At 40.1% G+C, this 22,712-nt stretch carries 28 protein-coding genes; 2 read left to right on the top strand and 26 right to left on the bottom strand.

Annotation, left to right across the window (positions count from 1 at the left end; genetic code table 11):
• Positions 1-164: 164 nt before the first annotated feature.
• From amt to ORQ98_RS22525, 3 genes are all read right to left on the bottom strand, one after another.
• On the bottom strand, positions 165-2,663 hold the full coding sequence (gene amt / locus ORQ98_RS22535) for an ammonium transporter (RefSeq protein ID WP_274691068.1): 2,499 nt from the start codon (positions 2,661-2,663) through the stop codon (positions 165-167).
• Between the two features lie 16 nt (positions 2,664-2,679).
• A complete protein-coding gene (locus ORQ98_RS22530) occupies positions 2,680-3,813 on the bottom strand; it encodes an HD-GYP domain-containing protein (protein WP_274691067.1) in 1,134 nt (377 codons plus the stop codon).
• Between the two features lie 316 nt (positions 3,814-4,129).
• Positions 4,130-6,790, bottom strand: coding sequence for a M9 family metallopeptidase (locus tag ORQ98_RS22525; RefSeq protein ID WP_274691066.1), 2,661 nt, complete (start codon positions 6,788-6,790; stop codon positions 4,130-4,132).
• Positions 6,791-7,448: 658 nt separating this feature from the next.
• Between ORQ98_RS22525 and ORQ98_RS22520 the strand changes: the two genes are divergently transcribed.
• A complete protein-coding gene (locus ORQ98_RS22520) occupies positions 7,449-8,060 on the top strand; it encodes a YiiX/YebB-like N1pC/P60 family cysteine hydrolase (protein ID WP_274691069.1) in 612 nt (203 codons plus the stop codon).
• A gap of 75 nt (positions 8,061-8,135) precedes the next feature.
• Here the strand turns inward: ORQ98_RS22520 and ORQ98_RS22515 are convergent, their stop codons facing one another.
• Complete coding sequence (locus tag ORQ98_RS22515) at positions 8,136-8,879, bottom strand: 2OG-Fe dioxygenase family protein (protein ID WP_274691065.1); 744 nt, start codon at positions 8,877-8,879, stop codon at positions 8,136-8,138.
• Between the two features lie 603 nt (positions 8,880-9,482).
• Here ORQ98_RS22515 and ORQ98_RS22510 point away from each other — a divergent pair.
• Positions 9,483-11,639: a M9 family metallopeptidase gene (locus tag ORQ98_RS22510; protein WP_274691064.1), complete on the top strand. Its 2,157-nt coding sequence runs from the start codon at positions 9,483-9,485 to the stop codon at positions 11,637-11,639.
• A 99-nt stretch (positions 11,640-11,738) separates the two neighbouring features.
• Here the strand turns inward: ORQ98_RS22510 and ORQ98_RS22505 are convergent, their stop codons facing one another.
• The 22 genes from ORQ98_RS22505 to rpsC form a co-directional block, all read right to left on the bottom strand.
• A complete protein-coding gene (locus ORQ98_RS22505) occupies positions 11,739-12,197 on the bottom strand; it encodes a hypothetical protein (RefSeq protein ID WP_274691063.1) in 459 nt (152 codons plus the stop codon).
• Between the two features lie 261 nt (positions 12,198-12,458).
• Positions 12,459-12,848 (bottom strand): 50S ribosomal protein L17, encoded by a 390-nt coding sequence (rplQ, locus tag ORQ98_RS22500; RefSeq protein ID WP_180570485.1) that lies wholly within the window; start codon positions 12,846-12,848, stop codon positions 12,459-12,461.
• 45 nt (positions 12,849-12,893) lie between these two features.
• Positions 12,894-13,895 (bottom strand): DNA-directed RNA polymerase subunit alpha, encoded by a 1,002-nt coding sequence (locus ORQ98_RS22495; protein ID WP_180570486.1) that lies wholly within the window; start codon positions 13,893-13,895, stop codon positions 12,894-12,896.
• A 36-nt stretch (positions 13,896-13,931) separates the two neighbouring features.
• Positions 13,932-14,552, bottom strand: coding sequence for a 30S ribosomal protein S4 (gene rpsD / locus ORQ98_RS22490; protein ID WP_274691062.1), 621 nt, complete (start codon positions 14,550-14,552; stop codon positions 13,932-13,934).
• Between the two features lie 14 nt (positions 14,553-14,566).
• Positions 14,567-14,956: a 30S ribosomal protein S11 gene (rpsK, locus tag ORQ98_RS22485; RefSeq protein ID WP_274691061.1), complete on the bottom strand. Its 390-nt coding sequence runs from the start codon at positions 14,954-14,956 to the stop codon at positions 14,567-14,569.
• 56 nt (positions 14,957-15,012) lie between these two features.
• Complete coding sequence (rpsM, locus tag ORQ98_RS22480; protein WP_274691060.1) at positions 15,013-15,369, bottom strand: 30S ribosomal protein S13; 357 nt, start codon at positions 15,367-15,369, stop codon at positions 15,013-15,015.
• A gap of 145 nt (positions 15,370-15,514) precedes the next feature.
• Positions 15,515-15,631 (bottom strand): 50S ribosomal protein L36, encoded by a 117-nt coding sequence (gene rpmJ, locus ORQ98_RS22475; protein ID WP_163835686.1) that lies wholly within the window; start codon positions 15,629-15,631, stop codon positions 15,515-15,517.
• A gap of 55 nt (positions 15,632-15,686) precedes the next feature.
• Positions 15,687-17,042, bottom strand: a complete 1,356-nt coding sequence (gene secY, locus ORQ98_RS22470; protein WP_274691059.1) for a preprotein translocase subunit SecY — start codon at positions 17,040-17,042, stop codon at positions 15,687-15,689.
• Complete coding sequence (rplO, locus tag ORQ98_RS22465; RefSeq protein WP_274691058.1) at positions 17,043-17,477, bottom strand: 50S ribosomal protein L15; 435 nt, start codon at positions 17,475-17,477, stop codon at positions 17,043-17,045. It abuts the gene before it with no gap.
• Between the two features lie 2 nt (positions 17,478-17,479).
• Positions 17,480-17,668: a 50S ribosomal protein L30 gene (gene rpmD, locus ORQ98_RS22460; RefSeq protein ID WP_163835692.1), complete on the bottom strand. Its 189-nt coding sequence runs from the start codon at positions 17,666-17,668 to the stop codon at positions 17,480-17,482.
• 4 nt (positions 17,669-17,672) lie between these two features.
• Positions 17,673-18,176 (bottom strand): 30S ribosomal protein S5, encoded by a 504-nt coding sequence (gene rpsE / locus ORQ98_RS22455; protein ID WP_163835694.1) that lies wholly within the window; start codon positions 18,174-18,176, stop codon positions 17,673-17,675.
• Between the two features lie 12 nt (positions 18,177-18,188).
• Positions 18,189-18,539: a 50S ribosomal protein L18 gene (gene rplR, locus ORQ98_RS22450; protein WP_274691057.1), complete on the bottom strand. Its 351-nt coding sequence runs from the start codon at positions 18,537-18,539 to the stop codon at positions 18,189-18,191.
• 14 nt (positions 18,540-18,553) lie between these two features.
• A complete protein-coding gene (gene rplF, locus ORQ98_RS22445; protein WP_274691056.1) occupies positions 18,554-19,087 on the bottom strand; it encodes a 50S ribosomal protein L6 in 534 nt (177 codons plus the stop codon).
• A gap of 11 nt (positions 19,088-19,098) precedes the next feature.
• Positions 19,099-19,491, bottom strand: coding sequence for a 30S ribosomal protein S8 (rpsH, locus tag ORQ98_RS22440; protein ID WP_180570493.1), 393 nt, complete (start codon positions 19,489-19,491; stop codon positions 19,099-19,101).
• 25 nt (positions 19,492-19,516) lie between these two features.
• Entirely contained in the window at positions 19,517-19,822 is a 306-nt protein-coding gene (gene rpsN / locus ORQ98_RS22435; RefSeq protein WP_163835701.1) for a 30S ribosomal protein S14, read from the bottom strand.
• 9 nt (positions 19,823-19,831) lie between these two features.
• Positions 19,832-20,371, bottom strand: coding sequence for a 50S ribosomal protein L5 (gene rplE, locus ORQ98_RS22430; RefSeq protein WP_274691055.1), 540 nt, complete (start codon positions 20,369-20,371; stop codon positions 19,832-19,834).
• A gap of 18 nt (positions 20,372-20,389) precedes the next feature.
• Entirely contained in the window at positions 20,390-20,704 is a 315-nt protein-coding gene (gene rplX / locus ORQ98_RS22425; protein ID WP_274691054.1) for a 50S ribosomal protein L24, read from the bottom strand.
• Positions 20,705-20,719: 15 nt separating this feature from the next.
• Positions 20,720-21,088, bottom strand: coding sequence for a 50S ribosomal protein L14 (gene rplN, locus ORQ98_RS22420; RefSeq protein WP_274691053.1), 369 nt, complete (start codon positions 21,086-21,088; stop codon positions 20,720-20,722).
• 50 nt (positions 21,089-21,138) lie between these two features.
• Positions 21,139-21,405, bottom strand: a complete 267-nt coding sequence (gene rpsQ, locus ORQ98_RS22415) for a 30S ribosomal protein S17 (RefSeq protein ID WP_274691052.1) — start codon at positions 21,403-21,405, stop codon at positions 21,139-21,141.
• Between the two features lies 1 nt (position 21,406).
• The gene (gene rpmC, locus ORQ98_RS22410) at positions 21,407-21,598 is read right to left on the bottom strand and encodes a 50S ribosomal protein L29 (protein WP_163835711.1); all 192 of its coding nucleotides are present in this window, start codon (positions 21,596-21,598) and stop codon (positions 21,407-21,409) included.
• Positions 21,598-22,011 carry a 50S ribosomal protein L16 gene (gene rplP, locus ORQ98_RS22405; RefSeq protein WP_163835712.1) on the bottom strand — a complete coding sequence of 138 codons (414 nt, stop codon included), beginning with the start codon at positions 22,009-22,011 and terminating at the stop codon, positions 21,598-21,600. The genes rpmC and rplP overlap by 1 nt, the downstream gene beginning before the upstream one ends.
• Before the next feature lie 11 nt (positions 22,012-22,022).
• Complete coding sequence (rpsC, locus tag ORQ98_RS22400) at positions 22,023-22,712, bottom strand: 30S ribosomal protein S3 (RefSeq protein WP_274691051.1); 690 nt, start codon at positions 22,710-22,712, stop codon at positions 22,023-22,025.

Genomic DNA, 22,712 nt, shown 5'->3' with positions numbered 1-22,712 from the left:
TATACCTTCTCAATCAAATTGCCATACTGTTCAAATATACAGCAGCTAATGGCTTAGGTATAGTGATAATTAGGTAACTTTTTAAGAAAGAGTAGTTTAATTGTTTGACAGAAAATTCATTTTACTGACATGCTTTTTTAAAAAATAGATCACAAAAAATTAACTTATGGGACAGACATAGGTAATGTAATTAAAAATGCGGCTCCCTGGTCAGGGGTGAGTGTTTCTATTTGCCCACCCAATGGGCCAACTACTAAATTATGTACTATATGCAAGCCTAAACCACTACCACCTTTTCCTCGTCGTGTAGTATAAAATGGCTCATAAATATGAGGTATTATATCTAAACTAATCCCTTTACCATTATCTTTATATAGTAAAGTTATATGGGTTGCCCCTTTTCTATTGACCTCTAGTACAATCTTTCCATGCTGGTCAGGTTCAAAACCATGGATTAATGAATTCATTAGTAAATTTGTAATAATTTGAGCAAGTAGTCCAGGATAACTATCCAACTCAATAGCATCATCACACTGAACAGTTATGATAATATTAGTTTTTCTAAAGTTTGGTCTTAAGCTATCCAATATATCCTCAAGATAGGATTGCAACTTAAATAGCCTCCTTTCTGCGTTCGTTTGATCAACAGCAACTGTTTTAAAACTACGGATAAGCTGTGAAGCTCTATTTGCATTTTTTAATAGCAATTGAACTGACTCTTGTATTTTATTCAGCCCTTCATTAAATACCTCTTCTGTCAATTCTCCACTACTATAATCACCAATAATCTGATTTATTTCCCCATTAATATGGCTTGCAGTCGTAACAGCAATACCCAGAGGGGTATTAACTTCATGAGCAATCCCTGCAACTAATTGCCCTAATGCTGCTAGCTTTTCTGTCTGCACTAAATGGTTTTGCATACTTTGTAGTTTTTCTAATGTATTTTCTGCCTGTTGTTTCGCATTCAATACCTGTAATTCTTTCTCTTTGCGTTCTGAAATATCCTTCAAAATAAGTGTATAGTAATTGTTTTTAGTTAAGGCTGTTTTAGCAAGACTAACTTCCAATAACAGTTTTTTGCCATCAGCTCGCCTACCTTCAATTTCTTCATATTTTGTATTTATCTTGCGTTTTAGCAAAGTATTCATTTTTTCTGCAGAAACCAGCTGAGTAATTGGTTTATTAAGCATTTCTTCTAAACCATACCCAAACAGCCGCTTAGTTGCTTTATTAACAGATACTACTATTAAATCATTGGGTTTGAAAGCTATTATAGGGTCTGCCACAGACTGTAATATGACATTACTTTGAGTGACTGTTTGCTGTAGCTTATCCAATACTTGATTATATTTTTCTGCAATAACACCAATCTCTGAAAATGGATCAATATTAGCTCGTAGAGATAAATCTTCATGAATAGTCTGCTGGTGCAGAAAATCCATAAAATCATGTAGCTCTGTTGGAGCCCCATGTTCAGTAATATTCAACCCCATCCGCTCAGCCACAGGTGTTACTCTTAACGGCGTAAATCGATTAATAGCATGTAATGCCAGAAATGAAACACCAAATGCCCACAACCCACAAACAATTACTCCTATACATTGTATTGCAAACTGTTCCAATGCATCCCAATGTGCCAAAGCTGGTTGAAAAGGACTTATCAGCACTAAACCTAGTGTTCCCCAGCAACCAGCCCCCAAATGAACAGCAATAGCATCCACTGCATCATCAATTTTCATATATACCAATAAACGACTGACAGATATCATGACATACCCACCAATCCCTCCCATAAAGATAGCTCCCCAGCTCGATAACACATTGGCACCTGCAGTTACTGATACCAAACCTGCCAAACATCCATTTAACAACATAGTTGGGTGTATTTTTACATTTCTATTTTTTAATAAACTGGACAAAACAGCACAACCACCAGCTGTTCCACCTAATAGTGTATTTACTACAGCAATAACTGACTGCTCATTAAAAGTAAAATTACTCCCACCATTGAAGCCAAACCAGCCTAACCACAACAGTAATGTCCCCAATAAAGAAATAGCTAAATTATGAGAAGAAAACTGGTTAACTTCTCCATTTTTGTTAAAGCGTTGCTGTCTGGGCCCAATTACGATGACTGCAGCTAATGCGACCCACCCTCCTAAACTATGAACAACAGTTGAGCCAGCATAATCATAAAACCCTAGCGCCGCCAACCAACCTTGTTGTGAATTATCAGTATGCCATGCCCAATGACCAAACAGAGGATAAATCACTAATGAAATAATCATGGCAATAAAAATAAAACCACGGTATCTAAGGCGTTCAGCTACTGCTCCTGACATTAAAGTAACAGCTGTCGCACAGAACATTGCCTGAAAGAAAAATATAATTATTTCACTGGAGCTGCCATACTCATATAAAGCAAATGTATCAAGCCCCACCAATCCATAAAAACTATCTCCATACATCAAGCTGTAGCCTACCAGCCAAAAAGCAGCGACTGATATTACTAAGTCAGTTGCATTTTTCATGGCAACATTAATAGTATTTTTTGACCGAGTAATACCTGCTTCAAGTGAAGTAAATCCCAGCTGCATAGTAAAAACAAGCGCAGCACAAATAAGCATCCATATTTGATCAATAACTGTAAGCTGGGGCATTAGATATGCAATTTACTTAATTAAAGGATTCATAAACTTGTTTGGAGTCGACATCTGCAGCAACTTCCATAAATGCTCGTACGACTGTTGGATCAAAATGAGAGCCGCTCTCTTCACTCACTTCAACGAATGCTTTTTGAAATGGCCAAGGAGGTTTATAAGGTCGCTGAGCCCTTAAAGCATCAAATACATCAGCCACTGCAACAATTCTTGCTGGTAATGGAATTGCCCTACCTATTAATCCATCCGGGTAGCCGTTGCCATCCCAATGCTCATGATGATAATGAGCAATCTCTTTAGCCATACCTAATAGCCCAGCTTCTTGCACAAAATGACTAGCACCTTCTAGAGTTTGATACCCTACTACTGAGTGGGTTTTCATGATCTCAAACTCTTTAGTTGTCAACGACCGTCGTGCATTTAAAATAGAATCAGGAACTGCAATTTTACCTGTATCATGAAGGGTGGCAGCAAGTTCAACTAACTCAATAAAATGTTCATCTACATTTTCTATCCTCATTTCCATCAGCTTTTGTGCAATTGCTTTGCTCATCGCCGCTACTCGTTGCACATGAGAACCTAGCCGGTGGTCACGACTCTCACATAAAGTAGCCATAGCATAAACTATCGCTTTTTGATTCCAGTCCATAATAGCAAGCAATTTTTTGATTGCTATTATATCATCATACCCCCGAAGCCCTGTTATAGTAGATGTCAGTAGTCTTTCGGCGGTCAGTTCTGACTTATCCTTGTAGTCATTAATGCCATAATCTAATACAACATTTTTTTCTGGTGCTTGACCTGGTTGGCCAGTCCTTAATACAACACGTATGTCTTTGGTTTGATGCACCTTGCGTAACCACTCAACAAAATCAAGCCCTGCACTTTCTGTTTCCATTACAACATCAACAAAAGCTAAAGCAATATCTGTATGTTCTTCAACCTTTTCCTTTGCCTCTTCAGCTGTATATGCACTAATAAATGATAGACTGCGCTGTTTATACACTAAACCACTTAAAGCAATTTTAGTTGCAACATGTACATCTTCATCATCATCGACTAATAATATTTTCCAGGGTTGAAGCCTGCTTTTACCCTGAGCCTCTTCTACACTTTTTGCCTTAAACTTTAGTTTTGTTCCCTTTCCCATGCTACTACCTCAACTGCACTTCACTATTTATAGCCAAGCTTATCTGAAGGAAGGGTATTCAGTATTTTTAAATATAGATGGTCTTACTGTGGGGCAAAAAGTTTATAGCGGAGTATAAAAAAGAAACATGTCAGCTAAACAAAAGAATAATAGCATTAAGAAATTAAAACACTACTAATGTAGCAAATAGTTTTAGGGATAAGCACCCTTCTCTCAAATCCGATTCAATATAGCACGCAAAAATTAACAAATAGTAAAAGGCCAAGTTGAATAACCTGGCCTTTCGTTTCTATGAGAGCAACTGTGTACTAACAGGTTAATTTGCTAGTTTAGCTCTGATAGTCACATTTTTATAGCTATTTTTGGGTTTTACTAGAATGTGATAATAATGATTTTCCTTTGGTGCTTCTATTAAAATTTGCTCAGTCGTACCATTATTAGTCGATGAATAATGATGCTCAGAGTCGGTTGGCCATCCTTCATCATTAGCATAGATATCTACATCACCTTCACCACCAGATGTTATTAATTGCAGCTGCTTAGTACCTGCAGGCACATAAATATAATAATAAGCAGGTGTTGCCCCTGAAATTACTTTAGGTGTACAACCATCCAGCTCATCTTCTCGACCACTTGTACTTGCTTCACAATCCTTTGGTGGATTAGGTGTATTCGTCGTATCAGAGCCATTATTTAAACTTGCCCTTAAAGAAAGCCCTGAATAGGCCTGTGCTGCCTCAACCATTATATGGTAATAACCTGCACCTGGTGTTTGTAAAGCAACTTGTTCTGAATTACCTGATTGATTCGACATCTGGTCATACTCAGTAGCACTTGGCCAACCCTCTTTTTTCAGATAAAGATTGGCATTACCTTCACCACCAGACAACTTCACTGTTAGCTGTTTAGCACAGTCAGGCACATAAACAAAATAATATTCATTGTCATTACCTGACAACTCTTGTTTAGCCTGATCAAGTAATATTTCATCATTTCTATCAGTAGACGTATTTCCTTTACAGTTACCATCTGGATTTGGATCATCCGGTGTTGGGTTTGGATCAGGATCCGGCTTAGGATCTGGATCTGGTTTTGGATTAGGCTTCGGATCAGGATCCGGCTTTGGATTAGGCTTCGGGTCTGGATCCGGCTTTGGATCAGGGTCTGGTTTCGGATCTGGCTTACCATCTTTCACTTCATCCAACCAGCGATGGAACTCCTGATTATAATTATTTCGCATACTATTTAAGTATTCCTCATAGGCTTTATATTCGCCTTTGCGGAAATATGACGTCATTTTATATACATCATTACTGTGATTTTCATGCATAAACCGAACAGCTAAATAGCCCCATCGGTAAATCCGATCAACACCTTTGCTATAGTCATTGGAAAATATTTCACTTAAGTGGAATGCTTTGGTTTTTGCTAGACGAATTGCTTCAGGGTTAACATCTTTTTTAGCAATATACTCACCTAATCCTTCAATCCACCAAACTGTAGATGATAATGGATAATCATTAAAGCCTCCTTTCATATCAAAACGACCATCCAGATAATGCACAAATTCGTGGCGTAAATTCCAAACCTCACCACCTTGTTCATAGGCAATAAAGCGAGCTTGGTTGTTAGGTTTAGATGGATCGCCTTCTAAATACATGCCACCATTGTTCGTATCCATGTTAAATAATACACCTGCGTAAGTGGAATAATCGTCCTTTGAATTAAAGGCCACCACTTCTATAGTGTCGTTATTATCATTTGCAACCGGCGTATAATTCGTATTTAGCTTATTATGAAAATAAGTTGCTTGTTTTGCCAAGGTTTGACATATTCCCGCTAACTCTTTTGCTGACAATTGCTGGGCACGAATTGAAATAGCATCATTACATTGATGCTTTATCGATAAAACACGGCTCTTAACCCTATCTTTAAAACCACAAATATTATACTCTTCACAGTTCTTCTGATCAAAATAGTCAGCCATCTCTGCTGCACCCATCCATAGTGCAGCTCCTTTACCTGTTTCATTATACTGACTTAATATTCTCTTAATACCTTTCTTTGCCTGGCTTTTCAGTGTACCTTCATACTGCAAAAAACGCCCAAGCTCTCTCACTGAGTTAGCTAATACATACTGGCTATCTGTACCCAGCAAATCAGCCTGACTCTTAGTAAATTGATCCAATGATGTGACAATTTGTGGAAATTCTTTTACTTTAGCTTTAAAATCATCAAATTGGTGACCACGGAATAGTACTGTAAACACACTATTAATCGATACAACCATATCCCGATATTTAGTGTATTGATAATTAAATTTATCCAGCATACGCTGCAAAGTTTCTAAATATTTTGCATTTAACTCAGCACTATCCATTAATGTTATAACTTCACTTAATACTTTTCCATGTTCATTAGAAATATTATTGAAATTTCGATTATTAATAAATGCATCAATAGCTCTTGCTATTTGCTGTTTTAATCTGTTGGAGTATTTGCTTATATCGTCCTGATAACCCCACTGGGCATAATATCCTGCACGTAAAAATAATACTGTCTGCAATAGCTTATCTTTATTATTACCTTGATAGTTACGAGATAAGTTTTCAACTTCGCTAGCCACCGAAAGCATTTGATCTTCACTGAAGATTGCTTTACTTTGACTTAAACTGGCACTGAACAGCTGATTGATACAGCTACTTGTCACTGATTTTACTTTACTAACTAGTGCACCTCCCCTTAAGTTTTGAAACTCATTCGTCTTACAGTTAGCTAGTTCATACATTTCCATACTAGCTTTAATAGGGTTTTGCGTGCCTAAGATTGGTGGTCTTACACTAGCTGACAAATTTTTTTGATGAGTATTATGCTGATGATGGGTTTGAATATAATTACTCTTCACCGGTGAAGGTAATTCAGCAGCAACTGTACAGGATAAAAGTGGTAAAACCCCTATCAGGATTTTCTTTTTCATATCACCTCTCTTAACTGCAAATATTATTCAATAATCAAATCGCAGATAATTAACAATCTTTCCAGAATTATAAAAACTATATATAGTTTATTTCCCTGTACATTTTTCACTCATTATATTTCTGGACATACCGTCGGATACCTAATGATCATTCGGCGGGATAGATAGTTTACTTTTATCTTTAATTGATCAAGCCATCCAATGTCATCTTTTTAAAATTTGGGACTAATTCTATTCTATAGTTGAATACACAGTGCAAGAGGTTATTAATTAATTCTCAAATAAAAAGGAAAAAAACAAACTTTGTAAATACAAATATCGAATTTAGTCATTACTAATATAGCAAATCAAAAAAATCACTCCTTTATATTAATATCAAGAAATCAATTAAGCTACATCACAAAATTCAAGAGCAATAACTCTGTAACAACAACGTCAGGAGTTGCTATGCTCTTTTAGGATTCACAGGCTAACAAGCTTCCCCATAGAGTTTCCTGTTGAAAGCATCCTTAGCAGGTCAAATACTACATCCAAAAGTATCAAATAGTGATACTTATCTAATAAAGCTGTTGCTAGAAAAACCCTTATGCAAAAATCCTTAGCAAGCAAACGCATCTTAACTAATACTTGGATTAAGAGGATCTAAACTGTGTTAGCAATGAACGAAGAAACTCACATTCATTATCAAGACAACTCAATTGATGAGCTTATTAATATCGTTAATAATAATATTAAAGAGGGTGATTTATTATTTATTTCAATAAGAAGTCCATTGTATAAACAAGTCGCCAAAACAACTAATACTTGGGTTTCTCATGTAGGTATTGCTCTATTTGAAAACGGACAATGGGTTGTTGCTGAAAGCGCCGTACCCTTCTCAAGAAAAACTCCTTTAAGCAAATATATTAAGAGAACTGTTGGTACACAACTATCCATACGCCGTCTTAATCAACCATTAAGTGAGGAGCAGCTTAGTGGTATAAAATCAAGCATTGATAAGCGTTTAGGTATTCTTTACCACCTAGGGTTTAAATATGACTCTAAACTACAGTTTTGCTCCAAATTTGTCCATGATGTATTTTCTGAATCACTCTCTATCCAATTAGGTAAAATTGAAACATTTAATGAGCTACTCAGGAGCAACCCCTCTACTAATTTAACATTTTGGCGCCTATGGTATTTTGGTCGAATTCCATGGCAACGTGAAACAGTCACTCCCTATAGTCAATTAATAGACGAACAAATGTATACTGTCTTATTCTCTGAATAAAATTAAGATATATCCCTATAGTTCACTTTATATCTAACAATCAGCTAGTCTTAACACTCTTTACCTATTAGTAGGTTATAGTACACCTTGTTCAAGCTCACTGAGCGCCAAAATAAATATATCACGATAGCCACCTTGAGGAGCAACTGTTAAAAAATCTGTTGTATTGTGATAAAGCAATTGATCATTAAACATCAGTAACTGGTTAACTGCCAAGGTTTGCTGCCAAATAGGAGCTTCATCTTTACTTTTAAACAATTGAGTCTCCTCACCTGAGACCCCTTGCTTGTTGACAACGGCTATACCTACATATAACCGTTCATCTCGATGAATACCTTCAGGTACAGGCTTACCTGGCAATGAAGACGATACATTGATTCGGATTTGGTGCACCCATAGAACTTTACCTACTGGTGATTCAGGTAAATTACTAATAAATAGTTTAACTAGAGCAATAAAACTACTATGGAAGACCAACTCCGGTTTTAATGGTTTAAATCGCCTGGATAAATCACCAAAAACCCGATTATTCTCTCTAGTTTGGTATACTGCAGTTGGTTGCAATAGATAAAGCTTATTATTTTCGCACTTAAAGCGACTAAGACAGCGCTGTCGATACCCACCAGCCAAATAGGGATCTCGCGGCATCTCATGCCAGTAAGGATATAATGCTTTTAACTTTTTACTAGTAATAGTCATTAACTTGTGAGTATTACAGCTATAGTCAACTCTTGCTTCTATATCAGCAACTCTCTCTAAATCAATCACATCAAACCTATTGAAGCGCTCTCCCATTACACTAATCACTCCATTGATCATCTTAGTCTACATATTTTACTAAACTGCCAACATTTTCAATATAACCCAATCAAATCAATGACTTCAACATGTCTCAGGCCATTATCATTCATACCAAATTAACTTAAAAACACAAAATGACTACTAGGCAAGGTTATCAAATTCTTACACTCTGTTAATGACTTCATATGATGTAAGGATACGAATAACACGAGTGTCTTATGAAAAGATCATATATTGGTTATTGGACGAACAGTTGACTTTAATCAATAATTTAAACTTACCAATACAAGACAAATAAAAAAGGAGACTTTATATAAACAACATATATACATTAAATACTAAAAAACAAACTTATTATAATCAAAATAATTTGAGACTAGTATTTTAATTAAAATGCACTTCTAGCTCACCAGTCAACTGGTAACGCTTGTTTACTTAGAAATTCAAAAATATTCTTCGTAAACAAACCTGCCAAGATGAGCACTCTTTTTATTAAAATCCTAGACCACTTAATTATAATTTATATCTACGCAGTCTTTTACATGTAGAATTGCCTGCTTTTAAATTATTTTCAAAAATTAATTTAGCACTTAGATTAATTTAATCCAGGGACGAACAACTATGAACAAAAAATTATTTCTAAGTTTTTTTATTTTTTCATCTATGCATAGCTATGCTGTAACATCACCAACAATTACAGCATTAACCAATCACCAGCCATCAAAGCAGTTAACTGCAAACCTTCGACCTCCTCACAAACTCAATTTACTCTCTGAGCATTCACTCTTCAATAATCTTCCCTTACAACTTACTGCCTGCAGAATTAGTGATTTTGAAAACCTTCAGGACAGTGTTTTGACTAATAAAGTAAAGTCTGTTAATACTAGCTGTATAAACCAGCTTTTTTCTACCAACTTACAGCAAACAAAAGCTATTTTCACTGAGCCTCAAATGCTTGCCGTAGCTAGTGAAATGGTTAGACTCGCCAAAGATTATAGCGGAGATAATCAAAATAAAATCCTAGAAATTATTTTATTTTTGAGGGCTGGCTATTACGCTAACTGGAACTACCAGGATCAACTTGACCCTTATTCAGAAAACTTAAAAAAACAAGTTGCTTATGCTCTGGATGCGTTTATAGCTAATCCTCATTTTAAAGATGTTAATGCTAAACATGGTGATGTTTTAAATGAAGCTATCATTTTAATCGACAGCTCAGAACTTAATGCCAAATACCTTGATACTTTAGCAGTTATGCTTTATCGCTTTAACGATAGCTACCTAAAACACTGGGGAATGCGTGCTGCAGTTAATAGCATTTTCACTATTTTATTTCGAGGGCATCAGTTTAATGACTTTCAGCAAAAGGTTAAAGATAATCCTCGCATGGCTAACACCCTAAGCGACTTTATTAAAACTAATGAAAAGCTTCTAGGTACAGATAATGAGTTTCTACTTGTTAATGCTACAAGGGAAATGGCAAGGTTTTTACAATATAATACAAAATCAAAAAACCAAGTACAAAGCAATGTAAAACGTATTTTTGACGACTATAGCATGCTCGGTTCTGGTGCAGCTTTATGGATTGGCGCTGCTGAAATGGTTAATTATTATGACCCAGCTAATTGCAGCTACTATGGTGTTTGCAACTTCAAAGATAAGTTAGCTGCAGCTGTTTTGCCAATTCGACATCAATGTGACAAGAGCATTGTCATCCGTGCACAAAACATTTCTAACCAAGACCTAACGATTACTTGTAATAAGCTAGCGCAACACAAAGTTACATTTCACAATAAGCTCAATACAAACTATAACCCAGTTGCTGATGACTATAATGAAACCCTGGAGGTTATAACATTTAATACTCGTAAGGATTATCAAACCTATGCTGGAGCTTTATTTGATATCAGTACAGATAATGGTGGCATGTATTTAGAAGGCGACCCTGCCGATCCTAACAATCAAGCACGCTTTATTGCTTATGAACGATCCACACCAGATAAAACCATTATCTGGAATTTAGAGCATGAGTACACTCACTACTTAGATGGTCGCTTTAATATGTGGGGTGGTTTTAATGATTTACCTTTGTACTCAACGGTATGGTGGGTAGAAGGGCTGGGAGAATACATGGCGTATGGTGATGACTACCAAGCTGCATTAGATTTAGCAAAAACTAAAGCCTTTCAGTTAAGTGACCTGTTTTACAACAACTACAATAGTGGTGTTAACCGGATTTACCGCTGGGGCTACTTAGCTGTTCGCTATATGTTTGAAAATCAACAAAATACACTACAACAAATGCTGGTTTATTTTAGGAAAGGAGACTACAGCAATTATAATGCTTATCTAAGTCAAATCAGGTATAGCTTTGACACAGATTTCCATAACTGGCTTGATAAAATAACAGATACTGATGGAGATAATGGTAACTGCAAAGGCAACACATCAACTGATAGGAATGATGAGTTAATTACCTCAAAGCCAAAGATGCTAACAAGCAGCTATAGCCAGATGTTTTTTATCCATGTGCCAGACTGCGCTACTAAATTTTCTCTTAAGTTATCAGGGGGAACAGGTGACGCAGACTTATACCTTAACCAAACAGGCTGGCCTGACACAAACAATTATGATTATGCATCAAAACAGACTGGCAATGAGGAAGAGATTTTAATCAACAGTCCTAGCTCTGGTTACTTTCATATCATGGTAAACCCGAAGGAATCTTATCAGCAGGTCAAATTGTCAGCTCATTTTAGCAGCAAGGAAAGTCATTAAAGTAACACTTAAAAAGGAGGACAGCATTCCTCCTTTTTAAATTATTTTGAGGGCACAGCTTTATGAGAGGAGGGAAACACAATCTATTTTGTTTCAGGCTTAAAAGCGCCACTCAAACTCAATTGCTACTTCATCAAGGTCATAATCTGACTTTAACTGTACCGAACCAAAACCTTTTATGCAGGTAACAGCTCGAAGTTGCTTTCTTAGCTTTACTTCTCCACATTGACCAAAGTTAAATTCAGTATTTTCTTTAACATATTTGACAGTATCTTCTACTGGCTCCAGCATATCCAGACTATCCAGCCCTTTCGCCAATGCCCCTGTTAGTAACTGCCTGGATACTTTTGAAGGATTATCCAGAGTCTGGTATAAGGCTTTAGCAACACCTTGCTCTGATATTTTATCTGACTTAAAAAACCGAATATGACTATATGGCCTGGTTTCATAACCTCTTGATGAGCTTGTTGACTCAGCAGAAACGGCTGATGAAACCAATAAGCTACCAACAAATAGCTTCACAGATAAAAGTTTAGGCTTGAAGTTATTAGATGCCATGTCCATAGCACTTATTATCTATTATCACTTTCACACCAGAGTTATGCTTTCCATAGCTCACTCTAACGCTGATTAAAATAAGGTTTATACATCTTGAATTAAACCTGCTGCAAGGGTAACCCCTGTTATCAACAAAGAGTTTAGCTCAAGATTTCAATAACGCACCGCCAAATTTATACCTTAAAAAAATGACATTATAAAAACAAAAAAGCCAGGCATTTGCCTGGCTTTTTTTCGATTAAACAACCCTACAAAAGAAGCTTAATCTTCAGCATCCTCTTCTAGCTCTGGCTGAGGGCGATCTACCAACTCAACATAAGCCATAGGCGCTTGGTCTCCCTGACGGTAACCACACTTTAAAATGCGGATATAACCACCTGGGCGCTCAGAAAAACGAGGTCCAAGCTCACTGAATAACTTACCAACAGTCGCTTTATTTCTTAGACGATCAAACGCCAAACGACGATTAGCAACACTATCTTCTTTTGCCAAAGTAATTAAAGGCTCAGCTACACGGCGAAGCTCTTTAGCTTTTGGCAAAGTTGTTTTAATTAACTCATGCTCTACAAGCGAACACGTCATGTTACGAAACATGGCGTGACGGTGAGAGCTGGTACGATTTAATTTTCTACCACTCTTACGATGACGCATTGCGAAAATCCTTAACCAAACTTGATGCTTGGTTACTCGTAATCTTTAAGCTGATACTTTATCGTCGTTTTTTAAACTGGCAGGAGGCCAATTATCTAAACGCATACCCAACGATAAGCCTCTTGAGGCAAGGACATCTTTAATTTCAGTTAAAGATTTTTTACCTAAGTTTGGCGTTTTTAACAACTCAACTTCAGTACGTTGGATTAAGTCACCAATGTAGTAGATATTTTCTGCTTTTAAGCAGTTAGCACTACGAACAGTGAGTTCCAAATCATCAACAGGACGCAATAGAATTGGATCAATTTCATCCTCTTCTTCTTCTGGCTCAGGTTCTTTGTCACCTTCAAGGTCAACAAAAACTGCCAGCTGTTGCTGAAGAATGGTTGCAGCTCGACGAATTGCTTCTTCTGGATCTAATGTTCCATCAGTTTCTAAGTCGAGCACTAACTTATCAAGGTCTGTGCGCTGCTCTACCCGAGCACTTTCAACTACATAAGACACACGGTAAACCGGGCTATATGTAGCATCTAGCTGAAGACGACCGATTGAGCGACTTTCATCTTCATCGCCCATACGCATATCAACAGGCTCATAACCACGACCACGAGCAACTTTGAGCTTCATATTAAGCTCACCTGCATCACTCAGGTGGGCAATGACATGGTCTGGGTTAACGATTTCAACATCGTGATCAAGCTGGATATCACCGGCAGTGACAGCTCCAGCACCCTTTTTCGATAAAGAGAGAATCACTTCATCGCGACCATGCATTTTTACAGCTAGGCCTTTTAGGTTCAGCAGGATCTCAATCACATCCTCCTGGACACCTTCGATCGCACTGTACTCGTGTAATACACCCTCGATTTCCGCTTCAACCACTGCACAACCGGGCATTGAAGAAAGCAAGATTCGACGAAGCGCATTACCCAAAGTATGTCCAAAGCCACGCTCTAATGGCTCCAGAGTTACTTTTGCGCGGGTAGCGCTGATTTCTTGTACGTCAATATGACGTGGTGTGAGAAATTCAGTTACTGAACTCTGCATGGATGTAATACCCTACTTAACCCTGATGCCTATCCTTTACTTGGAGTACAGCTCAACAATCAAGTTTTCGTTGATGTCTGCTGATAATTCACTCCGTTCAGGCTGAGCTTTGAACACACCTTCTTTTTTCTTAGTGTCCACCTCAACCCACTCAACCAAACCACGCTGAGCTGCTAATTCAAGTGCGGCATTAATACGCAACTGGTTTTTCGCTTTTTCACGAATAGCAATAACGTCACCTGGTTTTATTTGGTAAGAAGGAATATTTACTGCCTTACCATTAACCAGAATAGCTTTATGACTAACCAGCTGTCTCGCTTCAGCACGGGTGGAGCTAAAGCCCATCCGATATACGACATTATCTAAGCGAGACTCAAGCATCTGCAGCAGGTTTACGCCTGTGGCGCCTTTACGGCGGTCAGCTTCTTTATAGTAGTTGCGGAATTGTTTTTCCAGCAAACCGTACATTCTGCGTACTTTTTGCTTTTCCCGTAACTGTAAACCATAGTCTGAAAGACGACCGCGACGCTGACCATGTTGACCAGGAGCTGATTCAGCTCTGCACTTCGAGTCGTGAGGACGTACGCCACTTTTCAGAAATAAGTCGGTACCTTCACGACGAGACAGTTTACACTTAGGACCTAAATATCTAGCCATTTACTGTCTCCCCATTAAACACGACGTTTCTTAGGTGGACGACAACCGTTGTGTGGAATCGGTGTCACGTCTACGATGTTAGTAATCTTATAGCCACATGCATTTAATGCACGAACGGCAGACTCACGTCCTGGTCCTGGGCCTTTGACACACACATCTAAATTCTTCAGACCGTATTCAGCAGCGGCATTGCCTGCTCTTTCTGCTGCCACCTGAGCAGCGAAAGGCGTGCTTTTACGAGAACCACGGAAGCCGGAGCCACCCGCAGTTGCCCAAGCTAATGCATTGCCTTGACGATCGGTAATTGTCACGATTGTATTGTTAAAAGACGCATGGATGTGAGCAATGCCATCCACCACGGTCTTTTTCACTTTTTTACGTGAACGAGTACCTGGCTTTGCCATATTAGAACTTTCCTGTAATTGCGACTGCTACAGATTAAAAATTCTGTTTGCAGCGATTATTTACGAATTGGCTTGCGTGGACCTTTACGGGTACGAGCGTTAGTTTTAGAACGCTGTCCACGTACAGGTAAACTACGACGGTGGCGTAAACCACGGTAGCAACCCAAATCCATCAAACGCTTAATATTCATGCTAACTTCGCGGCGTAAGTCACCTTCTGTAGTATACTTGGCAACTTCATTACGCAGCTGATCAACCTGTTCTTCAGTAAGATCTTTTACTTTTGCCTCTGGGTTAATGCCAGTTGCTGCACAGATCTTCTGAGCGGTTGGTTTTCCTACACCAAAAATATAGGTGAGGGAGATAACAGCATGTTTGTTATCTGGAATATTGACGCCAGCTATACGGGCCATTCAATTAACTCCATCCTCGAACGAGCACTTAATATGCTCAACCTTAAATTACACCATTAGCGAAAGGCGCAATAGCATACTGACTACTGATCAATAAATCAACCGCCTGACTAGCCAGGCGGTAGTTATCAGTAAAACTGTATCCTTAGCCTTGACGCTGTTTATGGCGTGGTTCGGCACTGCAAATCACTCGCACAGAGCCATTTCGGCGAATGACTTTACAGTTACGACAGATTTTCTTTACAGAAGCTCTTACTTTCATAACTGTCTCCAAATCAATCGTCAGGGTAAATGTTTGTGAATAATTAATTCGCTAATTAGCGAATTAAGCCTCCACTACCATAGCCCTTAAGATTAGATTTTTTCATCAATGACTCATATTGGTGTGACATTAAATGTGACTGTACTTGTGACATGAAATCCATCACCACCACAACTACGATCAAGAGTGAAGTACCACCTAAATAGAAGGGAATATTCCACGCAACATTTAAAAATTGAGGCAGTAAACATACCGCCGCCATGTAAATCGCACCAACCATAGTCAAACGTGTGAGCACGCCATCAATATACTTGGCTGAATGTTCTCCAGGACGAATACCTGGAATATAGGCACCTGACTTTTTCAAATTATCCGCTACTTCTTTCGGGTTGAAAACAAGAGCCGTATAGAAGAAGCAGAAGAAGATGATACCCGCTGCAAATAAAATTAAATTCAGTGGTTGACCAGGGCCTATAGCTTGCGCTAAATCATTCAGCAAGCTCGTCACCCAGCTTTCTTCACCTTGCTGGCCTGGCGTACCAAACCATTGAGCAATCGACGCTGGAAAAAGCAAGATACTGCTAGCAAAGATAGCAGGTATTACACCCGCCATGTTTACTTTCAAGGGTAAATGACTTGATTGCGCAGCAAATACTTTTCTACCCTGCTGGCGTTTTGCATAATTCACCGTAATTCTACGCTGACCACGCTCAATAAACACCACAAATGCGATAACGGAAATTGCAATGATTGCAACTGCTAAAATTTTCAGCACAGCTCTTGCGTCTCGCTCACTAGAAGACTCAAAAAGCTGCCCTATTGCACTTGGTAATCCAGCTACTATCCCCGCAAATATTAAGATAGAAATACCATTACCAATTCCTCGCTCAGTCACCTGTTCTCCTAACCACATTAAGAAAACAGCACCAGTAACGAAGGTAGTAATAGCAACAAAATAAAAGCTGGGACCAGTGTCGTAGGCGATACCCTGATTAGCTAAGCTAACGGTAATACCAAAGCCTTGTACTAAAGCCAATAATACAGTGCCATAGCGCGTATACTGACTTATTTTACGTCGACCGGCTTCGCCTTCTTTTTTCAATTGCTCAAGTTGAGGACTAACAACAGTCATCAACTGCATTATGATGGAAGCTGAAATATACGGCATGATGCCTAGAGCTAATACAGACATTCGCTCTAGAGCACCACCCGAAAACATATTAAAAAGGCCAAGGATGGTTCCCTGATTTTGGTCGAATAAATTCGCCAGCGCGTCAGGATTAATTCCTGGAACAGGAATATGTGCACCGATGCGATAAACGATAATCGCCAAAAACACAAAGCGAAGCCGAGACCAAAGCTCGGTCAGCCCACTTTGATTACCTACGGGTAATGATCCTTTCTTAGCCATTTAGTCCTCGACTTTACCACCAGCAGCTTCAATTGCAGCACGAGCGCCTTTAGTAGCAGTAATACCTTTTAAGGTAACAGCCTTAGATAGCTCGCCTGAAAGAATGACTTTAGCACGTTGAATGCTGGCATTGATAATATTCGCCTCACGAAGTGCTTGTAAATCAATAATTTCACTATTGACCTTAGCCAACTCACTTAAGCGAATTTCTGCAGTAACCCGAGCCAGACGAGAGGTAAAGCCATACTTAGGTAGACGACGCTGTAATGGCTGTTGACCGCCTTCAAATCCTGGCTTAACAGAACCACCTGAGCGAGACTTCTGACCTTTGTGACCGCGACCACCGGTTTTACCCAAGCCGCTACCAATCCCGCGTCCAACACGTTTACCCGCTGGACGGCTACCCGGAGCAGAACCAAGAGAATTCAAACGCATGGTTATTCTCCTTCCACTTTAACCAGATAGGATACTTTATTAATCATGCCGCGTACTGAAGGGGTATCTTCCACTTCAACAGTATGGCCGATGCGCTTTAAGCCTAAGCCTGATACACAGGCTTTATGGCTGGCAAGACGGCCGCTACTGCTACGGACAAGCGTTACTTTGATTCGTTTCGCTGCTGCCATTGTCTTATCCCAGAATATCTTCTACCGACTTGCCACGCTTAGTCGCTACGTCTTCAGGTGAACGCATTTCTTTCAGGCCTTTAAAAGTAGCCTGAACAACGTTTACAGGATTAGTAGAGCCATAGCACTTAGCCAATACGTTTTGTACGCCAGTTACTTCCAAAACTGCACGCATTGCACCACCGGCAATTACACCAGTACCTTCAGAGGCTGGCTGCATGAATACTTTGGAAGCACCATGACGTGCTTTAACTGGATATTGGAGAGTCGTTCCATTCAGGTCGACTTGAATCATGTTACGACGAGCAGCTTCCATTGCTTTTTGAATAGCAATTGGCACTTCACGCGCTTTACCACGACCAAAGCCTACTTTGCCTTTACCGTCACCAACCACTGTTAATGCAGTAAAACCAAAAATACGACCACCTTTAACAACTTTTGCAACACGGTTAACTTGAACTAACTTCTCAATGTAACCTTCGTCGCTCTTACGTTCATTATTTGCCATAGTTCAGTACCTTTAGAACTCTAAGCCACCTTCGCGTGCAGCATCAGCTAATGCTTTCACACGACCATGGAATTGAAAGCCAGAGCGATCAAACGCTACATCTGTAACGCCAGCTGCTTTGGCACGCTCAGCAATCAGCGCACCTACTTTTTTAGCCGCTTCAACGTTGCCTGTCTTCTCATCGCGCAATTGTTTATCCAGCGTTGAGGCACTAGCCAACACTTGGCTGCCATCTGCTGCAATAACCTGAGCATAAATGTGACGAGGTGTACGGTGTACACACAAACGGGTTTTACCGAGCTCGCGAATTTTTGAGCGAGTGCTGCGGGCACGGCGTAACCGAGAATCTCTTTTAATAGACATATCAGTGCCCTACCTTACTTTTTCTTAGCTTCTTTACGGCGAACATGTTCATCCGCGTAACGAATTCCCTTGCCTTTATAAGGCTCAGGTGGACGGAAGTCGCGAATTTCTGCTGCTACCTGACCAACTAACTGCTTATCGATACCTCTGATAACAATTTCAGTTTGGCTTGGAGTTTCTGCAGAAATACCTTCTGGTAATTCGTAATCAACTGGATGAGAGAAGCCTAAGGTAAGGTTGATAGATTTACCTTTAGCTTGTGCCCGGTAACCAACACCAATCAACTGCAGCTTTTTCTCAAAACCACTATTTACACCAGTTACCATGTTACTAACTAAAGCACGAGTGGTACCAGCCATAGCACGAGAGTGTTTAGCACCGTTTTTAGCAACAAATGTTAGCACACTCTCTTCTTGAGCCACTTCAACACATGAAGCTAAGCCCATAGAAAGACTGCCTTTACTACCTTTAATAGTGATTTGTCCACCAGCAAGGCTAACTTCTACACCGCTAGGAAGTTCAACAGGGCTTTTTGCAATACGAGACATATCAAACCCTCCTAGAATACCGTGCAGAGAATTTCACCACCAACGCCAGCAGCACGAGCTGCACGGTCGGTCATGACGCCTTTATTAGTAGATACGATAGCAATCCCTAAACCACCATTCACTTTTGGCAGTTCTTCTTTACCTGCATAAGCACGTAATCCTGGGCGGCTAACACGCTTCAATTCTTCGATAACAGGCTTGCCTTGAAAGTACTTTAGCTCGATGCTCAGTACAGGCTTGGCATCGCCTTCTACCTGATAGTTTTCAATATAACCTTCTTCTTTCAGTACACTGGCAACAGCCACTTTTACCTTAGAGGAAGGCATGCTGACAGAAGTTTTTTCTGCCATTTGGGCATTACGGATGCGAGTTAGCATATCAGCTAACGGGTCCTGCATACTCATTTCTAAATTCTCCTCAGAATTTTAGCTACCAGCTCGCTTTCACTAAGCCAGGAATATCTCCACGCATCGCTGCTTCACGTAATTTAATCCGGCTTAAGCCAAACTTACGATAGTAGCCATGAGGACGCCCTGTTACACGACAACGGTTGTGTAGTCGGCTTGGGCTAGCATCACGAGGAAGCTTTTGAAAAGCCACTTGGGCTTCCCATTTTTCTTCTTCTGATGCATTAATATCAGCTAAAATTGCTTTAAGCTTAGCGCGCTTTTCAGCGAACTTTTGGACTGTCTTCTGGCGCTTTAATTCGCGCTGTTTCATTCCGATCTTTGCCATAACCCTACCCTAACTCTTAAAAGGGAAATTGAACGCTTTTAATAAAGCGCGCCCTTCTTCGTCAGTTTTAGCAGTGGTGGTAAGCGTAATATCCAACCCACGAAGTACATCGATTTTGTCGTAATCGATTTCTGGGAAGATAATTTGCTCTTTCACACCCATGCTGTAATTACCACGACCATCAAAAGACTTTGGGTTTAACCCACGGAAGTCGCGAACACGGGGTAGTGCCATTGATACCAAGCGATCCAAGAACTCATACATCCGATCACGGCGCAGAGTTACTTTTACACCGATTGGCCAACCTTGACGAATCTTAAAGCCGGCAACTGACTTACGAGCACGGGTTACGATTGGCTTTTGACCTGCGATTTTTTCCAGGTCAGCCAACGCATTTTGGATTACTTTTTTATCACCAACTGCTTCACCAACACCCATATTTAAGGTGATTTTGGTAATGCTTGGCACTTCATTAATATTGCTGTACCCAAGCTCTTCTTTAAGCTTGGGAGCAATTTCACTGCGATACTTTTCTAACAAATTTGTCATCGTCGTTACCTGCTAGCCCTATGCATCAACTGGCTTACCGGTAGACTTGAAGATACGCTTTTTCTCTTTACCAGCGCCTTCAAAGCCAACGCGATCAGCTTTTTTAGTTTCAGCATTGTAAATTGCAACGTTAGAAGCCTGAATAGGTGCTTCTTTTTCTACAATACCACCAGGCTTACCCAGCATTGGATTAGGCTTCACATGGCGTTTAACCATATTAATGCCAGATATAACAAAACGGCCATCTTGTTGTACTTTTACAACTTTGCCCGTTTTACCTTTATCTTTGCCGGTAATAACGATGACTTCGTCACCACGTTTAATTTTTTGCATTCTCCAGCCCTCTCTCTATAGCACTTCAGGTGCCAAAGAAATAATTTTCATAAACTGCTCTGAACGCAGCTCACGAGTAACAGGGCCGAAAATACGGGTGCCGATTGGCTGATTCTGAGTGTTTAACAGCACTGCAGCATTGCCATCAAAACGAATAACTGATCCGTCCTGACGACGAACACCTTTTCTCGTACGAACAACAACCGCATTCATGACTTGGCCTTTTTTGACCTTGCCACGTGGAATAGCTTCTTTAACTGTTACTTTGATAATATCGCCAACACTAGCGTAGCGACGGTGTGAGCCGCCTAATACCTTTATACACATCACTCGACGCGCACCGCTGTTATCAGCAACGTCAAGCACGGTTTCAGTCTGAATCATCTTTCTTCTCCCACCTCAACTAGGTTTTACCTTGAGGTCAAGAACTACGGTTAAACTTGTGTAGCTCGCTCATCAATAGAAACCAGCTCAAAGGTTTTGCACTTTGAAAGTGGTCTGGTTTCCTTGATGGTTACCCAATCACCAATTTGGCATTCGTTGCGTTCATCATGTGCATGCAACTTAGTTGAGCGTTTCACATACTTACCGTATATAGGGTGCTTCACTTTACGCTCTAGTAACACAGTAACGGTTTTATCCATTTTGTTACTGACTACTCGGCCGCTCAGTGTCCGCACTTTCTTTTCTGTGTCTGCCATCTTACTTACCTGCTCTTTCATTCAGCACAGTCTTAACACGGGCAATGTCACGGCGGACTTGTTTGAGCAAGTGAGTCTGCCCCAATTGTCCAGTCGCTTTTTGCATCCGATAGTTGAACTGGTCGTGCAACAGCGCTAACAGCTGTTCGTTCAGCTCTTCGACGGATTTTTCACGTAATTCAGTTGCTTTCATTACATCACCGTCCGTTTCACGAAAGTTGTTTCTACAGGTAGCTTAGCTGCCGCAAGCGCAAATGCTTCGCGTGCTAATTCTTCAGAAACACCTTCCATTTCGTAGAGCACACGACCTGGCTGAATCTGACAAACCCAGTATTCAACGCTACCTTTACCTTTACCTTGACGTACTTCCAAGGGTTTTTGGGTGATTGGCTTGTCTGGGAAAATACGGATCCAGATTTTACCACCACGCTTGATATGACGAGTCATTGCACGACGTGCTGCTTCGATTTGACGAGCAGTAATACGGCCACGACCAGTCGATTTTAAAGCATACTCACCGAAACTGACTTTAGAGCCACGAATCGCTAGACCGCGGTTACGGCCCTTCATTTGCTTACGAAACTTCGTACGCTTTGGTTGTAACATTTGCGTACTCCTTACTTAGCCGCTTTCTTCTTAGTGGCTGGCTTTTTGGCTGGCTTTTCGTCTTCACGAATACCACCAATTACCTCGCCTTTGAAGATCCAAACTTTAACACCCAAGATGCCGTATGTTGTCAGGGCTTCATAGTGGGCATAATCGATATCAGCACGCAGAGTGTGTAGAGGCACACGCCCTTCGCGGTACCACTCAGTACGGGCGATTTCTGCACCACCTAAACGGCCGCTGATTTGGATTTTGATACCCTTGGCACCTAAGCGCATCGCATTTTGCACCGCACGCTTCATCGCTCGACGGAACATTACACGGCGCTCTAGCTGGCTACACACGCTTTGTGCAACTAGCATGGCATCTAGCTCTGGCTTGCGAATTTCTTCAATGTTGATGTGAACTGGCACACCCATTTTTGCAGAAATATCGCGACGTAGTTTTTCAACGTCCTCGCCTTTTTTACCAATCACAATCCCTGGACGAGCAGTGTGAATAGTAATTTTGGCGTTCTGAGCAGGGCGTTGGATTTCTACGCGACTAACAGAAGCATTTTTCAGTTTCTCTTGAATATACTTACGAACTTGTAAGTCGGTAATCAGCTTGTCAGCGTATTCCCGTCCTTCTGCAAACCATACAGAAGTGTGGTCTTTTACGATGCCAAGGCGAATACCCGTTGGATGTACTTTCTGGCCCAT

The sequence above is a fragment of the Spartinivicinus poritis genome (assembly GCF_028858535.1).
GTDB classification, from domain to species: Bacteria; Pseudomonadota; Gammaproteobacteria; order Pseudomonadales; family Zooshikellaceae; genus Spartinivicinus; species Spartinivicinus poritis.
The sequence above is the reverse complement of the archived record's forward strand: the minus strand, read 5'-3'. Positions and strand labels throughout refer to the sequence as shown.